The organism is Nitrospira sp., from assembly GCA_016715825.1.
Lineage (GTDB): Bacteria > Nitrospirota > Nitrospiria > Nitrospirales > Nitrospiraceae > Nitrospira_D.
The window spans coordinates 153,742-170,490 of record JADJXO010000013.1 but is presented as its reverse complement, the minus strand read 5'-3'; the positions used below and the strand labels follow the sequence as shown (position 1 = coordinate 170,490).

Sequence of the window (16,749 nt, the reverse complement as noted above, 5' to 3'; positions counted from 1 at the left end):
TTATGGTGGCCAGGCCTTCGCGATAAGATAAGGGTCATGTCTGCAGTAGGAACCACGATGACGCCAATCGCCCAACTGTTGCGCAATCTCCATCGTCATCAGACCATGATCTTTGCCCTTGCGGTTCGAGAATTACAGAGTCGATACGTCGGAACATTGGGCGGGATTCTCTGGACGTTTGCGCATCCGCTAGCAGTGATCACTGTCTTCTATTTTGTATTTGCGGTCGGGTTCAGATCGCAGGGGCCAGATGGCACTCCCTTCTTGCTCTGGTTTGTGTGTGGATTGGTGCCGTGGCTCTTTTTCAACGAAACGCTGTTGGCTGCGACCGACTCGATCACCCGTCATGCTCATCTAATAAAGAAGACGGTCTTCCCATCGGAGATACTTCCGATCGTCAATATCACGGCCGGACTGGTTCCTCATTCGATCTTTCTGCTCATTGTGGCGGGCTTGTTGACCTGGTACCAAGTGCCGTTCTCGGCCGACCGATTGCTGGTCGTCTATTTTCTTCTCTGCACCTGTGTCTTACTCGTCGGACTCGGTTGGTTACTGTCTGCGATACAGGTGTTCTATCGCGATGTCTCGCATGCGTTATCCATCGTGCTCAATTTGTTGTTCTGGTCCACGCCGATTGTATGGGCGCCCGACATGATGCCTGAAGGGTATCGTGGGCTGTTGTTCTTCAATCCGATGTATTACATAATCGAAGGGTATCGAGGCCTTTTGGTCTTCAGTGAAATCGTGTGGCCGAGCGCGGCGCATACCGCCTATTTTTGGTGTGTCGTGATGGCCACGTTTCTGGCCGGCGCCTATGTCTTTGTCCGATTGAAACCTGAATTCGCCGACGTGATATAGCTATTCCCCCATGCGGCTTCCTCCCGTTATTGCCGTTCAAAACGTTGCCAAGAAATTCAGGCTCTTCGCCTCTCCGAAAGAGCGCCTGTGGGAGGCGTTACACCCATTTCGTAAGCAGTATCATCATGAGTTTTGGGCATTGCGAGACGTATCATTCGATGTCTATAGGGGCGAAGCTGTGGGCATCATGGGGCGAAATGGTTCGGGAAAGTCAACGCTTCTCCAAATCATTTGTTCCGTCATGCAGCCCACTGTCGGAGAAGTTCGCGTCAATGGGCGCATTTCTGCACTGCTTGAACTAGGTGCAGGATTCAATCCTGAATTCACTGGCCGAGACAATGTGCTGCTGAGTGGAGCGATCTTGGGGTTGTCCCGCAGTGACATGCTTGGTAGGCTACCGGAAATAGAAGCCTTCGCCGATATCGGGGAATTTTTTGATCAACCGATGAAAGTCTATTCTTCCGGGATGTTTGCTCGTGTCGCCTTCGCCAGCGCGATTCACGTCAATCCTGATGTGCTGATTGTTGATGAAATACTTGGCGTAGGGGATGCAAAGTTCCAGGAAAAGTGCTACAACCGGATCCGCACCCTGCGCGACAGGGGCGTCTGTATCCTCTTTGTGAGCCACAGCACCGAAGCTATCCAACGCAACTGCAACACGGCGCTGTTACTCGACAGCGGTAGGATTGTTGTTCATGATTCCGTGGACGCCGTTATAGCTGTCTATCAAGACCTCCTCTACGGATCAGGCCAAACCGGAAAAATCGAGACGAAGGTGTTAGCGTCGGAACAGAAGCAGACGGCACATATCCATGCTCGCAATTCAACTAATGACATTGCGCTCCAAGAATTCTTGAATGGGGGCCAAGACCCTCTCTGTAGTAAGTTTCAATATTACAATTCACACGAACGGCGTATGGGTAATCGCGAAGCCGAGATCGTGGATTTCCTTATTACCACTGATGGCCTCTCGGATTTCGACCTTCTATCAGGCGATGAAGAGATAACGATCTATCTGAAGGTTCGATTCACAAGAAAAATTGCACGGCCTGAACTTGGCTGGGCTATCGTTAGCCCGGAGGGAATTGTTATAACCGGATCAAACACCGCAATGCGTGAGGTTGCTCTGCCTGAAACAGGGGGTGGCGAAACGTGGGTATATGCAGTCTCCATGCGGCCTGCTCTTTGCGGAGGCGATTATTTCATAAACTTTGGCATTGGAGAGATAATCAACGGGACATGGACTTTCTTGGATAATAGGAGAGCAGCAGCCCATCTTTCGGTAGCGCCTCGGGGCAAGACAACGGGGTTTTTTGATCTTCCGTTCAAATGTGAGGTGATTTTCAATCCGAACCATCATGAGTAATCTATCAACCAATCCTCGATTTCTTGTCGTAGGACCTCCACGAGGAGGATTCACTCTCCTGCTCTCAGTGTTGTCGCTTCTCTATCGTGACCGTGGCAACGTCAAGCCGCGCGCCCAGGAAATAGCCGATCCTTATATCGCCATTGCGGGAGAATATCTAGATGCTGCGGTACGAGACTGGTTTTGCACACAGGTCGGCGAGGATAGGCTATTCTTCAATAAGGAATTCTCGATTCTCGTGGGAGGCCCGAAATGGATTTCTACTGAAGATGAAGCTACCGTCTGTGTTCGCAAGTACCTCGGCATCAAAGGGGTAGGGGATTTCACGTTCCTGCTGTATTTGCCGCGATGGGTGCTGGCTTTCGACGAGATTATTCATTCGCACAGCCACCCGGCGCGCTGGCCGGCAATGTCCGACTATTCAGAATTCAGGAAGTTTGCCTCGATCCGTAATCCGATCGATATTATCCATTCCTCCGTTTTCTCCATCAATGCTCTGGCGAGCGAATACATTCAGCGCGAGCTGAAGCTGGACGAGCACCTGATTCGACGCGAGCTTGCGCTGAATAAACTCACCAACCCGGAGTTTATTTCCGGACTGATTGTCTTTCTCAAGAAATACCTGGACGAATTCGTTCCAGTTTCCGACCGATTTGATCATGTGATGCGCTGGGAAGATTTAATTCAAAACCCGACCGAGGAAATTCAACGCATTGCACTGGCGACCGGTGAACCAGCCAGTGCGGAATACGCCGCCCGGGTCTGGAGCGAGTTGGATCATCGCAATCTGACTCGCTATCACAGGCATAGTTTTCGTCGTGGTTTGTTGTACGATTGGCAGTTCAATATTACCAATACCCACCTCAAATTATTTGAGGACGCTGGTTTCGGGGAATACTTGCAACGATTTGGTTATGATCCGATTGCTTATTTTAGGGAGAGTGACTATACCCCAGACCAACTGCTGATCGAGGAGCACATTAGGCGAGGGCAGCCGTACGCAGAGAATCTGGACGACGACTTGATAACGTTCGCATTTAATAAGACGAACTTTACTCCGTCTCCCCGTTTCAAATTCAAGCACTATCCTCGTCAAGGTGCAGTCGAGATTGAGAAGTCGACCATGAGGGATGAAAGATTAGAGTCAGGATTTATGGCCCGTATGGCGCCCGTCTCTGAGGTTGTTTTTAGGTACCTTCAGGAGTTGCAGGAGGTTGCTAAAACTGTGGCAGCAGGTAACGATGGGCCGCTCATGAATTTCCGAGCGCGTTACAGTAGGGTATTTTCCGAATGGCTTGGGGATCGTTCTGAAGCTTTGTTCTCTGCAGTGACGGAGTCTAACGCGACATCCGCTCCTCCTCGGCTCGTGGGGAGTACTGCTGGATACAACATTGTCTATTTGGGAGGGCACCATTATTCTGTCCCCCAATCGCTGGGTCCCATGGATTTGGGCAAGCTTGATAGGTCCACACTCCCGCCGAAGATTCTGGTTTCACGAACATATGATGAAGCTCTTCAAGCGATCGTAAGGACGACCAAGGCGTGAACCGGCATTTGGACTTTTTTGAACCGGGTACCGGTGGGGCAATGAGAAAGCCGCTTGAACGTGCTTTCGAGCTGGGTGCTCGCAAAGCCATGGTGATTGGGCCGAAGCCCTGTGGCCACGAATTGGCCGATATCTTTCATGAAAGTGGAATCTCATGGAGTGAAGGGCAGTTGGCGACATTTCAGCGGCTAGATATTGCTGATGCAGATCTAGTTCTTGTGACCGGTGGAAACGGCGGGGATGTTTCACGCGTGCTCCATGCCTGCATCGACGGAAATATCGCCGCCATCGCTCCGATTACTGACCATCATTGCAGTAAACGCACGGTATTCCTCCTTTCCATCCCCAAAGCTGGAACCCACATGGTAATCCGGCTGCTTGATTTAATGGGGGTGAGCCGGTCGCCGGAACGTGCACCACAGCCAGGTACCTGGTCTACTCCTGTCGGGTATCACTATCACGCTCCGTGCCGAGAGTTTATGCGTGATGATTGGTTCGATCCGATGGGGCGTCAATTGTTGTTTCGATCACCGGCGATTTTTGTATACCGTAATCCGCTCGATATTGTTGTTTCGGAGCGGGATTGGTTTGTTAAGCCTGAGCATGCGTTCTCCGGGTATCTAAATTGCTGTGCGGACAGTTCCCAGCAACTTGATCGGCTGATTGCGGATAGCACTGTGATGGGCACCATCCGCGACCGAATCAACAGATATGCCGGCTGGTTGAATTTCAGCAACGTGATTCCAGTGAGTTACGAGGACTTAGTGGGCGAACGTGGGGGCGGAAGTGATACCGAGCAGCTAGACACGATATGGGCCATGCAGCTGAAACTCCACATTGGCGGAAGCCCACAGGAATATGGTTCGCGGCTTTACGATCCGGCTAGCGCCACATTCTCCAAAGGGCGGATTGGTCGTCACATGGAGTGCTTAGAAGAGCGCCATCTCACACTGCTCAACTCCCTGCCGCAGGATTTTATGCAAAGTCTCGGATATGCCTACGGTTCGAGGATTTCTTCGAAGGCCAAGGAACTTCGGCGACGCCCTTTGGTCGTAAAAGAGCTGTCTCCAAATGTTCTCTACACTCCGCGATTAGTCCGTGAAGGCCTGCTGGGCTGGAACATTGCTGAGATTGCGGGGAAGTATTTTCCAGTCCGACAAGGTGTGAACGTCATGTCTGCGGAGGAGGCCAAGCTCTTCTCGTCTGGGCAAGAGGGGTTCATGAGCTTGCGCGACGCCGTTGATGCTGTGATCCATAGCGACGCAGCGGCTACTCTTGCGGAGGCACGCCCGGAAGTTCCTGGAACAGAATTGGTCGTCGAAGGTTATTGCGGATTCAACGTCGTTCGTCACAACGGTAGTTTTTATGGTTTCGATCAAGCATTAGGCTCGATAGATATCAGGACTCTTATCGAGCCAGCAATCGAAGACTTGAAGAGAAGGGGAAGTTGTGTGTCAGGCGTCAGCATCAGCGATGTTAAGATGGAGATCCTTCGTCTGGCAATGGGACGACTGGGTAAGCGTGGCAAGGATTTGAAAAAACATACGAATAACCCGGGTCGAGCATTTGGCGGTGTACTTGAGAAAATGGGATTTGCTGGTTTGGTCAATCAGCAAAAAAATAGGTCATGACGGCCGTCCTTCATAAGAATGCAGCACCAACTTCCCCGCGCTTGTCCATTATTCTGTTAGACTGGAGCTGTCGCGAACGATTCACCACTCTGGACTGGTTGCTGCAACAGGATGTGCCGAAGGGTCAGTATGAGCTCATCTGGGTGGAAGTCTACGACCGTGTCGTCGACGAAGTTCTCAAGAAGGCGGACGTCGTTATTACGTGCAATCAGCAAGGTATCTATCACAAGCACAGGGGCTATAACGCGGGACTGTTGCATGCACGCGGTGAATTGATCTGTATCTGCGATAGCGACGCGGTGTTTCCGCCTGATTTTGTTCGGTCGGTCTTTCGATCATTTCAGATGGAGGGCGAGAGATCGGCTGTGCCGCTGGTGCTCATGCACTATGAATGGCGCACGTCCCTGCTCTATCCCGAGGACCTGGCCGACACCGAGACGCTCAAGGACCAGACACGGTGGAAATGGTGGCCGCTCATTGTGAACGAAGGCGCGTGTATGACCGTGCGCCGAGCCGATGCGATTCGATTTGGAGGCTTTGATGAGCATCCCAGTTATAAGGGGTATCTGTGCGGGCCCTATGATTTGGGCTGGCGCCTCGTCAATGCCGGATGGCCTGAGCTCTGGCACGACCCATCAGTGGCGCTCTGGCATTTCGCGCACCCGGATCCCATCGGTACGAATGGTCAGAAGGCATCGCTAAAACAGCTACTGGAAAAGGCCTATCCACATGTCGATGGCCATGCGCTGACGGCGGTTGAGGCATTTTCGACGGGTCGATTTCAACCTCTGCGTGAAAATCCAACAATCTGGGCGTTGCGGATGCAGGATCGGCGCATTGGGTCTGAGCTGGAAATGCGGTATGCACGCTTGACTGGACATGGTGGTTATTCCCCATGGGTGGTAGGGTCGCTATGGATGTCGCTGGCGAGAGAAATTATGGGGCGGTATTGTGAAGACCATCTATGGAAACCCATCCGCAAAGGCATTGTCGCCCTTCTTGGGCAACGCATTACAGGACGACTTCGAGCCATGGTCCAAGATTATGTCACGCCGCATCGAATCAATCCCGAAGTGGCGGCCGATGCCCCAACTCTCTTGTGCTCCGTAAAGAAATACAACCTGGTTAAATTTAAGGATGAATATTATGCGGTGCCGACGCGCATCGGCCATCTCGACCTGTCGACGGATGAGGGAAGGGTCCACCCCGACCTGCTTGTTTCTCAAAGCTACGAGGAGATTTTGGAAAAAGTTCACGTTGTATCTCGTGGATAGACACGCGTCACTATTTTTGAGCGGATCATGACTGGGAATACCAAAACTTACGATCTCTTCGTTACCCATGCCTGGCGGTTTCATGAAGATTGGACAAAATTTACAGAACTCATGGACAAGATACCGGGACTTTTGTGGCGTAACTTTAGTCTGCCCTGGCATGATCCCGCCATCAGTCCGAATACGGAGGCCGGCGGCCGATTCATTCGTAGTTCGCTGGAAAGCCAGATCCTTCCCGTCCATGTCGTTATTCTACTAGCTGGAGTGTATGAGATTAGAAGTGCCCGTCTTTGGGTCGACATGGAAGTCGAAATGGCGAAGAAACATGCCAAGCCGATTATCGCGATGCCTGCGATCAACAAAGAGTTAATACCGAGTGAGCTCGCTGCCGTGTGCGACGCGAGCAGCAGCTGGGATGCGGCACGGTTGATCGCCACCATAGATGAAGTGCGGTCCCTACCAAGATATGCAGCGCAGCCTCTGAAACGATGATCGGGCTTGGGCGATTTACCGGCTTGCAATAGAACGCTGGAACTGGCCACTAGAAGAAGGCCGTGTGGTGGAACAGTGCGTTGTTGGAGTCCAATGCTGGTATTGTTACGTGAAGGTGCACCGGTAGATCGGTAATTGATATCGCACATCTGCCTGTGTATTTTGGAATATCTATTCGGTTGCCCTAATATCCTGGTCAACGGAAGGAATTTTTTAAGCGGCCGACCAACGGTTGAGGGATGGATTCTTTAACTGCATATGAGGTGAGTGATGACTGATACAGCCGTCGTTCTGACTCTTAAGAAAGGTTCTGCATCTGCCAAGGTGGAGGGGGCACGTGTCACATTCAGCCCTCACCAATGCTTCGCCTTCGACAACGGGCCAGACGATGTGGCGTGTCTGCGTGCGCTTGGGATGCACCTTATGACGTTGCCCGGCCTTACTCTGGTTGGTTCGAAGAGGTTTGTCGAGTATCTTTTGCAGCATGCCCCTGGTCTCAAGATGCGGATTGTCGGCGCTGTGTTGTACGAAAACCTGTCGGAGCTGCACCATCTGCATGGCCTATCCGGCATCAAGCTGGGAACGTTGCCCGTGGGAACACAAACGGCTTTCCTTTGTGAAACGTTGGCCTTCCCACGCATGCAAATGATGAAATACTTGTCTGAGACGGTTGCCGTCGTTGATCTCACGGTTTTGGCGGACATTGCGCCCGACGTTATCCCAACCCGGGGATGGACGCCGTTACCGCGCAATATTTATCCGATCAGAATCCCAGAGATCCGGTTCAGGAAGAATCTGGATGTGGCCATTGTCGACTGCCCCTCACGCAACTTGTCGTTGATGCCCAATGGACTGGGATATTTGAATAATGCACTGAAGAAGACTGCGGTGGATTTTGAGATCGTCGACCTCGATATTATTGCGTATCACCGCTTTCATGTTCACCGGCTTTTCGACATGGGCGGTCGCATCACGCTTCCTGGTGAGTTGGTTTTGCCGGAAGATCCTTGGCAGGCGGAACATTATGACCTGTGGACGGCGACTGGTGGAGGGGCTTCCGGTTCAACAGGGCGCAACGAAGTATTGGAGTTCTTCAGGCCGGTCATTGATGAAACAATCACGGCGTTGGTTGCAGCGCGGCCCAAAGTACTAGGGCTTTCAATCCAGGGGTGTAATGAGGCCGCGGCGAGGGAAGTTGCGCTTGGCGTTAAGGCTCAGTTGCCGGATATCATGATCGTGGTTGGTGGGTTCAGTTGTTACAATGCGGATGTCGGCCGCCGCGCATTCCTGGAGTGCGACTACATGTGTATTGGCGAAGCAGACCTCACCGCGGGTCCGCTGTTGGAGGCATTGGCCAGAGGCGAGCGACCCTTCAATCAGCCTGGTGTGCTGTCCCGTTTCGATACGTCAGACTATACCTATATTCCAGCACCTATGATCCACAATCTTGATCAGATTGAATTTCCCAAGTACGAGTGGTGTGATTTAGACGTGTACCGAAACTTCAATGATTACCAACTGACGCCCATTATCGCGAGCAGAGGGTGTCGTTGGTCTCGCTGTACGTTCTGTGCCGAACGATTCTATTGGCGCATTCGCACCAAGGAAAATTTCGTGGATGAGTTGGAATGGTTGGTCGGACAGGGCTGCCACCTGTTCATGTTCAATGAGAGCGATCTTGGCGGCATGCCCGAGCGTGTCATGGAGATTTGCGATGAGATTATTCGCCGTGGTCTCCACCGCAAGGTGAAGCTCACCGGTCAACTGCGTGTCAACAGGAAGCAAAACCGAGCCTTCTTCGAAAAGCTGCGGGAAGCCAATTTCGTCGCGCTTCGTTTCGGAATCGACGCATTTTCAGAGCGCACGTTACGGCTGCAGATGAAAGGGTATACGGTTGACATGATTACCCAGAATCTGAAGGATTGCTGGGAGGTGGGGATTTTTACAGAGGTCAACTGGGTCATCGGCGTGCCAGGAGAAACCGACCAAGACGTTGAGGAGGGGATCGAACTCATTCTCAAGAACCGCAAGTATATCGGTCGGCTGGCGAATATCAATCCGTTGATATTGGTGAACGGCAGCGTCTACTGGATTGATCCGGCCTCCCACAACATTGTCTTGAAGGAACCTCAGGAAATAATGTACGAGAAGTATCCGAGAGCCCTTCCGGCAGACCAGTGGCACAGCACCGATCCGTACATCGACGCTCAGGTACGAAAAGAGCGGTTTGAGCGTATCGTCCTTGCCCTCTATGATGCGGGATTTAATGTGGGAGCTTGGGCTCATCGGGTAATTGAGGACGTCAAATTCAATCGCGACAAAGCGCGAACCGGTTCAGCGAATGGCGACGCAATCAGCGCCGGAGAATTTGAAGTGGCGGGGGGAAAAGATGCCGGAAATATCCCGAGTCCTAGGGAAGAGGAGCGGGCGCTTGAAGTTGCCACTCAGCGGTCGCCGCTCGCTGAGGAACCTTCGGTGCGTCCAGTAAAAGCACTTCCTATGTACCCCGCGCAAGATACCCAAACGTTGGATGCCGACAAACCGTTGGCGGAGCCTCCGTTATTCAGGATCGCGGGAGAATCGCCCCGCCTGGTGCGTAAAATGGACACGCATGTGATCCTTTTCTACAGCGGCTGGTACTATGGCGTTCCTGCCGCACTGAGCAGTGTTGATGTGACAAGCCCTGAGTCGGACGCAATCGCGGGAATCCTGCGCTATCCAACGGAAGAAGAGCTTGTCGCGGTTATTGAAGAGAGTGGTCGATGGGCAAATTCACGCGGTCATTACGATGATCAAAAAAAACAGCGCGCGTCCGGATCCTACATGCGAGTAGATAGCGTGGGCGACATGTCTGAATCCGCTACGATCCCCAGCAAACCTCGTATTCTGCGATTCGGTAAGATGTACATTGCCGTGGATCCGGAAGCCTTACATAATCCATTTGGTCGCAGATCATTGATCGAAAGAAGACCCAAGTGCACGGGAGAAAGCAAACGTAATGTCAGTGTATGGCGTCAAATCGCTGAGCTGCTGCCTGCATCATTTGAAGAGGAGCTTCGGCGGCTCATCCGTCAGGAACGCTTTAATAGCGGAAACGGAGGGTACCTGAGTGATCTGCAACTTGCCCGTCTGCTCCCGCACGCGGTAGCTGTCGCCTATGTCAAAGAGCCGCTGAAACGTATCATACGCCTTGTGACCGGACGGGGTGTTGGTCACGAACTGCGAGTCGGCGTGCCGGTGAAAGGAGAAGATTACTCCATTCTGTCCGTCGTCACAAAGAATGCTCAACCGGAATTGTTGTGGACGATCGGCAATTACAATCTCGTGAAATTTGACGGCATGTTCTATGGAGTCCCGCATGGGGCCTATGTGGAATGGGATTCCGGTTTACTCGCGTCTGTTCCCGGCATGCTGGTCGGAGAAAACATTGCTGAAGTTGACGGTATGATCCGGAAAATCAGAGGGGGAGCGGGGGAGATCTCTGTCGCTGCAACTGGCGGTCGCTCCCGCGCGTCCGGGTTTACGAAATCACCTGTGTTACTTCGTGCCATGCCGGAGGAAGGCTACGACGTCATCTCCTATGAAGGTTGGATCTATGGCATGCCGCATGCGTTAGGTTCTATTGATCTAACCGAGATCGACGTCATTGAGATGCCTGGGGTCATTCGTGACGTATCCCGTGACGCCGTTGAAAATGAAATCCTGGCTCTAGGCCAAAATAACAGCAGGTCGTGTAGCGCCGTTGAAGTATGAAGCTGTTTCAGAAAAACATTGTAACGCCAGGCATTTTGCAAAACGTCTATCCGGCTTCTTGGCGGGAACATCGTTTCGGTTTGCCGCAACCGAGATGGGAGCGGCTGAAGGGAAAGGATTTTTGGATAACGGGCGCGGGCACTGGGTATGGACGATGTATTGCACTGGCGCTTGCTGCTGCAGGAGCTCGGGTCTTTATTTCAGGGCGACGAATCGAGAAAATACGTGAAACGATGGACGAGGGTGCAGCGCTTGGTATCGATGTCAGAGGCTGTATCGCTGTTCCCGTGGATATTAGATCGGAGAGCGATCTTGCTCGTGCGGTGAGAAATATTCAGCTTGTTACTCCTAGTCTCTATGGGCTAGTCAATTGCGCGGCCCTTCCTCAAATGGGAGAGACGGCGTTTCCACTCGCTGCTCAAAGCACAGCTGCTTGGACGGACATCCTGGCGACGAACGTGACAGGGCAATGGTTGACCTGTAAAGTGGCCTTGCCGCTCCTCAGTAACGGCGATGGATTTAGGATCCTCTTCTTGTCCTCATTTGCAGGCTGGGCATCGACCCCGGGTTTTGGGTCATACAATATCAGCAAATCAGCCGTCAATTCGCTGGGGGCATCACTCGCAGCTGAATGTACGGTGAGATATCCGGGGAAGGATGTGCAGATCAACGTATTGGTGCCCGGTGAGGCACGTACCGAAATGAATCAGGGATCGACGGAAAGCCCTTACGCCGTAGTCAGCATGGTACTAGTTCTCCTGTCACACCCGCCGGGTGGTCCTAACGGGTTCTTCTTCAATCGTGATGGGCGCCACCTCGCATTTGCCTATACTCAAGAGTATCCTCAACCACTTTTGGCTGGGCACTAATGCTCCACATCTGGGAGAGCATGAGGTGTGGCGGCGACAAGAACGATCAGCTTCTCGATGAATGGCCGAAGCGGGTTGTGCAGTGTGACACATCTCTTGGGTGATGAACCGGCGACACAACATAAAGTGACCAGCCCTCTCTTACACGTCGCGATTCCCTGGAGTCTTAGCCACTACATTCCATTAGATGGGTTTCATCCGCTCTATCGGGCATTGTTCGATCATGTTCCGGATACCGTCAAGCTTTCCGCCTGGGATAACGTCAAGCTCTATCGCAAGTTCCGAGATGATGTTTCCGTACGTAGGACGATGGTAGAGAGAGCAAAGTGGGAAGAGCATTGTCATGATCGATCTCATGGAAGTTCTATCGCAAGAAGATATCAGGAGTATTTCTGGCCTCCTGATCACGTTCTGACAACCGCGCTCACGGGTGACCTGGAATTTCATCATACCGCTCCCTTTCCCTCTCTCAAACGCCCATTTGTGTTTCACTGCGAGTCGTTTGCGCCAGTTCTGTTCCCGTTTGCTCAGCAAGGAATTGGTAATATTGAAAACCAGGAGCAACTCAAAGAGCATTATCGAAGCATTTTTGCGAATCCTCTGTGTCTCGGAATCTTTTCCCATGTACCGGACACGCTTCATGCGCTGAGCTCGTTTTTGTCCGACCCAACCATCGATGGGAAGTTGTTTTCATCGAGAATGGGGTTAAGTGCCGATGCGTTCTCCACGCACAAACCAGAGCAAAAGCCCTCGTTTTCTAGACCGCGCTTCTTGTTTATCAACTCTGCCAACCAGAATTCAGCGAATTTCTTTCGCCGAGGCGGGCATCTTGTCTTACGGTCCTGGAAAGAGATTGTAGCCAGTGGTCGAGACGGCCTTCTGATGCTTCGTTGCGCAATGCCCAACGATGTCGAATTATGCGAATATGGCGTTGATGTGTCTTGGGTCAAAGATGAGATTGGCCGGAGTATCGTCTGGGATCAAGGCTATCTCGCAGGCCATGAAATACAGTCTTTAATGGCCAGCGTGCATTTTGTCATGCTTCCCAGTGTCGCTCTGCACTCTGTCTCAATTATGGAGGCCATGAGGGCGGGAGCGATTCCAATCGTGACTGACACCGTGGGGACTTCGGCGTACGTCACCGATGAGGAGAATGGGATTGTTCTGTGCGGTGTGCGAACGGAGGTCTGGCAGAGAGACGCAGCAACAGGCATGTTGGTCGACCACTATTACCGAAGGCCGGAGCTTGATCGCTTTCTTGTGGAGCAACTGACCACCCGTATATGTCGGCTTCTTGAAGATCATGATGCATATTGGGACATGCACCGGCGTACCATCGCCCATGCACAAAAGCAGTTTCTAGGGCGGAGTTTTGCCGAGAGCTTCTGGGGCTCGGTTTCTGATCTCTACACGACATTCAGAGGAACGTCTGATTCAACGGAAGTTGCTTCTGACGAACTGAAATCGGCCTTGAGCGATTGTACGATTCAGAATCATGGTTGGTCACGAGTATTTGAAAGCCCCTCACAGCCGATGTTACGAATTAAGACGGAGTTCGGCATGGTATGGGAATTGAGTGGCGCTATGATCCAGACCTATGGAAATTCTCGCATCGAGCTGAATGACTGGTCGGTATTAGCCCAGTATTGCAAAAACGACGCTCCGCCTGGGATGTACGCCAGTACCTTGGAAGAACTGGAAGGAACATACCTTCACCCGCTCGGTGGGCGACGCGAAGGATTGCGGCGCAGGTTGGTTCAATGGATTTCCAAAACTCTCAGGCCGTTTCCTGCCTTGTACCAGTATGCCGCCCAAGTCCTCGCGGTGTATCGTCGGCAGGGAGGGCTCAGGTTTTTCAGGCCTCAGGCAGTACCCGAGATCGAGCTCGTTCGCCAGGGAGTAAACGGCTACAACATTATTCGTCATCGTGATCGATACTACGCCATTCTTCAGCGGGAAGGAGAATTTTCTCCGGAGAAGGCCGAGGCCGGTGGCTATTCCTCATGTCATCGTGGGGATTCTGTCAGTGAGGTGCTCCGAAGTATTGCCGCAAGTATTCCGGCGTTGAAGTCGTTCGCCTGCGAAGAAGAGGCTGAACCGGTCCAGGTCGTTTTGGAGGGTTTTCATAATTTCAACATAGTCCGTCAAGGCAAGGAATTCCATGCCATCTTGCAAAGTGAAGGCGAATTTGCAGGATCACAATTGCTCTTGAGACAATCTACCCCCTCTTTTTCAGGCCCCTCGCTTGAAGAGGTTCAGCACAAAATTCTGAGTGCACTCACTGCCGAGGCGGCATGGCTCCAGGACTGGGGGAGTCCCGTCGATTCTATCGAAGCGGCAAGACGAGGCATCCGCTGAAGAAGCCCTCGATCCATTGTTGGGTCTACAATCATCAATTGTATGGGATTGGTGATCAGGTGAGCTTTGCGGTCACCGCTTTCCGACAGCATGGCTATCCAGTTTCCGTCGGAAGACAGCCACGCCGGTCTTCTCTGAATGTCGTCATTGAAGGGTTTCCGACGGCAAAGAGTAGAGATGTATTGCTAGAGTTTTGCCGATCATCACGGAAACGAGTCGCCGTGATCATGACGGAGCATGTGGATTTCCAACATGGTCAGGTCTATTTCCACGGTGCCCCCCTTGGTAGTCAGAACGATTACATGCACTCGACCACGATCTTGAATCGGATCAGGCATCTTATGGAGTGCGTGCCCTATCTACGGTGTTTCTTTGTCTTAGGCGACTTGCCAGAATTGCGAAACATATCGGTTATGTTGCCTGGTCTAGATGTGCGAACGATCCCGTTTCCTGCCCTTGGGGATGCTCCATGTGAATCGGTTGGTAAGGAGTTTAATACTGTTTACGACCTTGTGTTTACAGGGGCCATGACGGAGTATCGGACCACGTTGCTCGCCTTGTTGGAGAAGGAGGGCTTGTCGGTGGGCTGTCCGCGGAAATTTATTTCAAGGAATCGCCGCAACGCTATTAATCAATTGGGGAAAGTGATCGTGAATATTCCTCAGAGGGGAGGGTGGCAGTGGCTGTCACTGATGCGGATCGTCGCCGGACTCCAAGCCGGCCGGGCTACGATCTCGCTGGGAACACACGATACCTCCCAGATAGCCTCCTGTTGTACTCAGTTGGATATTCAGGATCATGATTGGGTCAGTATAGTGCAACAGTGCATCGATGACTGGAAGTCGATCTATATGAGAGACCTTGTGAGCTATTCTGCCATGGCCCAGAGGTTTGAGCGGGAAAGACCATTTCCTCATGACGTTTTTGAATACTGGAGTATCACCGATCGAGTATGCCACTAGTGGATCTCGATCGCTCACCACTGTTCTCCGGCTGCTTCTATCAATGGTGATCGTTTCCCTATCGCCTTCGTGAGACATCATTTCCGCAACAGTGCAATTGTTCGGTGGGGTGCGGCGTTTCTTGGCCCTCACCTCCTGACCAGCATTGCCGCATTGCCTCGCTATTTTGTGGAATGGAACACCTATAATAAGAGGGCCGCGACACAACAGATCTCGTTCCGCGATTCGTATCCATGTCTCGCTGATCGTGTCGTGGACACACCGTTCGATCCACATTATTTTTTTCAAGCTGCATGGCTTGCGCGGCGCCTGCAAGGACTCTATCCGACCTTTCATGTCGACGTTGGTTCGAGTGTGATGATGATCAATGTGCTGAGTGCCGCCGTGAAAACCGTGTTCGTCGATTATCGTCCACTTCGTGTCAGCCTTTCTAATTTGACTTCGCTGGCAGGAGATATTGTGCGGTTGCCATTTGTTGATAATAGCGTTGCTTCGCTGTCATCCTTGCACGTCATTGAACATGTGGGTCTGGGGCGATATGGCGATCCGCTGAATCCCGATGGGAGTCAACTCGCGGCATCTGAACTTCAGCGCGTGTTGAAGCCTGGTGGAAGGCTGTTTCTCTCGGTGCCGGTCGGCCGCGAGCGGGTGTGTTTTAATGCACATCGAGTGTTTTCCACGAAGACCGTCAGGGACTGTTTTGATGAACTCCAACTGATGTCGTTTTCTCTCGTTAACGATGCGGGACAGTTCACCGAGGACGTTTCGCCTGAGACTGTCGCTAACATCGAGTATGGCTGCGGTCTTTTTGAATTCGTGAAGACACGTGAGTAACAGTCTCCGTGCTTGGTTCGCTGAGAGCGAATTGTTCGCCTATAACGTCGTGCGGCGCGATCGTTGGATTGCCCAACAGGCGTCGCGAGTGAAGAGTGGGACCAGGGTGCTGGATGTCGGCGCTGGCTCCTGTCCGTATCGTGCGTTGTTCGCACATTGCGACTATCGTACCCAGGATCTTGCCCCGTTACGGGCTGACCAGCTTCGGCATGGCGGCTATGGGGCGATTGATTTCGTGTCGGATGTGACCGCTATCCCAGTTCCTGACCGCAGTTTCGGAGTAGTGCTCTGCACGGAGGTGTTGGAGCATCATCCTGAGCCGATCCGAGTAGTCTTTGAATTGGCGAGGATTCTTCAGTCGGGAGGGACACTTATTCTCACCGCGCCGCTCGGTTCCGGAATTCATCAAGAGCCCTATCATTACTACGGTGGTTATACACCTTGGTGGTACGAACGCTTTTTGAAGGCGGCCGGATTTGAAGACATCACCATTGAACCGAACGAAGGGTCGTTTCGATTTTTCGGGCAGGAATCAATACGGTTTCTTCAAACGACCAGTCCATGGAACGAAACTCTGCCTAGGCGAGCACGGTTCCTGTGGTTTCCGGCGTGGGTTGCGCTGCTCCCCGTGCTTGGCCTGATCCTACCCCTATTATGTAAATGGTTGGACAAATTCGACCAGGATCGGCGATTTACTGTAGGGTACCATGTCACGGCTCGGCGTGCTCCTACACCCCAGTGACAGTAAATAGTGTAGGTTTCTGTAGGATATGCCTGGAACCGCATGCGATCCGCTGGGCAGTGGC

At 52.3% G+C, this 16,749-nt stretch carries 12 protein-coding genes; all 12 read left to right on the top strand.

The window, feature by feature from the left end; all coding sequences use genetic code 11:
* Positions 1 to 36: 36 nt before the first annotated feature.
* Entirely contained in the window at positions 37 to 858 is an 822-nt protein-coding gene (locus tag IPM58_17850) for an ABC transporter permease (GenBank protein MBK9308904.1), read from the top strand.
* Between the two features lie 178 nt (positions 859 to 1,036).
* Complete coding sequence (locus tag IPM58_17845) at positions 1,037 to 2,224, top strand: ABC transporter ATP-binding protein (GenBank protein MBK9308903.1); 1,188 nt, start codon at positions 1,037 to 1,039, stop codon at positions 2,222 to 2,224.
* A 70-nt stretch (positions 2,225 to 2,294) separates the two neighbouring features.
* On the top strand, positions 2,295 to 3,770 hold the full coding sequence (locus IPM58_17840) for a hypothetical protein (GenBank protein ID MBK9308902.1): 1,476 nt from the start codon (positions 2,295 to 2,297) through the stop codon (positions 3,768 to 3,770).
* Positions 3,767 to 5,401 carry a hypothetical protein gene (locus IPM58_17835; GenBank protein MBK9308901.1) on the top strand — a complete coding sequence of 545 codons (1,635 nt, stop codon included), beginning with the start codon at positions 3,767 to 3,769 and terminating at the stop codon, positions 5,399 to 5,401. Before IPM58_17840 ends, IPM58_17835 begins: the two co-directional genes overlap by 4 nt.
* Positions 5,398 to 6,675: a glycosyltransferase gene (locus IPM58_17830; protein ID MBK9308900.1), complete on the top strand. Its 1,278-nt coding sequence runs from the start codon at positions 5,398 to 5,400 to the stop codon at positions 6,673 to 6,675. Before IPM58_17835 ends, IPM58_17830 begins: the two co-directional genes overlap by 4 nt.
* Before the next feature lie 27 nt (positions 6,676 to 6,702).
* Positions 6,703 to 7,167 (top strand): TIR domain-containing protein, encoded by a 465-nt coding sequence (locus tag IPM58_17825; protein ID MBK9308899.1) that lies wholly within the window; start codon positions 6,703 to 6,705, stop codon positions 7,165 to 7,167.
* A 270-nt stretch (positions 7,168 to 7,437) separates the two neighbouring features.
* The gene (locus tag IPM58_17820) at positions 7,438 to 10,920 is read left to right on the top strand and encodes a B12-binding domain-containing radical SAM protein (protein ID MBK9308898.1); all 3,483 of its coding nucleotides are present in this window, start codon (positions 7,438 to 7,440) and stop codon (positions 10,918 to 10,920) included.
* Positions 10,917 to 11,789 (top strand): SDR family oxidoreductase, encoded by an 873-nt coding sequence (locus IPM58_17815; protein MBK9308897.1) that lies wholly within the window; start codon positions 10,917 to 10,919, stop codon positions 11,787 to 11,789. The genes IPM58_17820 and IPM58_17815 overlap by 4 nt, the downstream gene beginning before the upstream one ends.
* Before the next feature lie 27 nt (positions 11,790 to 11,816).
* On the top strand, positions 11,817 to 14,147 hold the full coding sequence (locus IPM58_17810; GenBank protein MBK9308896.1) for a hypothetical protein: 2,331 nt from the start codon (positions 11,817 to 11,819) through the stop codon (positions 14,145 to 14,147).
* Positions 14,084 to 15,109, top strand: coding sequence for a hypothetical protein (locus IPM58_17805; protein MBK9308895.1), 1,026 nt, complete (start codon positions 14,084 to 14,086; stop codon positions 15,107 to 15,109). The genes IPM58_17810 and IPM58_17805 overlap by 64 nt, the downstream gene beginning before the upstream one ends.
* 96 nt (positions 15,110 to 15,205) lie before the next feature.
* On the top strand, positions 15,206 to 15,943 hold the full coding sequence (locus IPM58_17800) for a DUF268 domain-containing protein (protein MBK9308894.1): 738 nt from the start codon (positions 15,206 to 15,208) through the stop codon (positions 15,941 to 15,943).
* Positions 15,936 to 16,685, top strand: a complete 750-nt coding sequence (locus tag IPM58_17795; protein MBK9308893.1) for a class I SAM-dependent methyltransferase — start codon at positions 15,936 to 15,938, stop codon at positions 16,683 to 16,685. Before IPM58_17800 ends, IPM58_17795 begins: the two co-directional genes overlap by 8 nt.
* Positions 16,686 to 16,749: the final 64 nt, after the last annotated feature.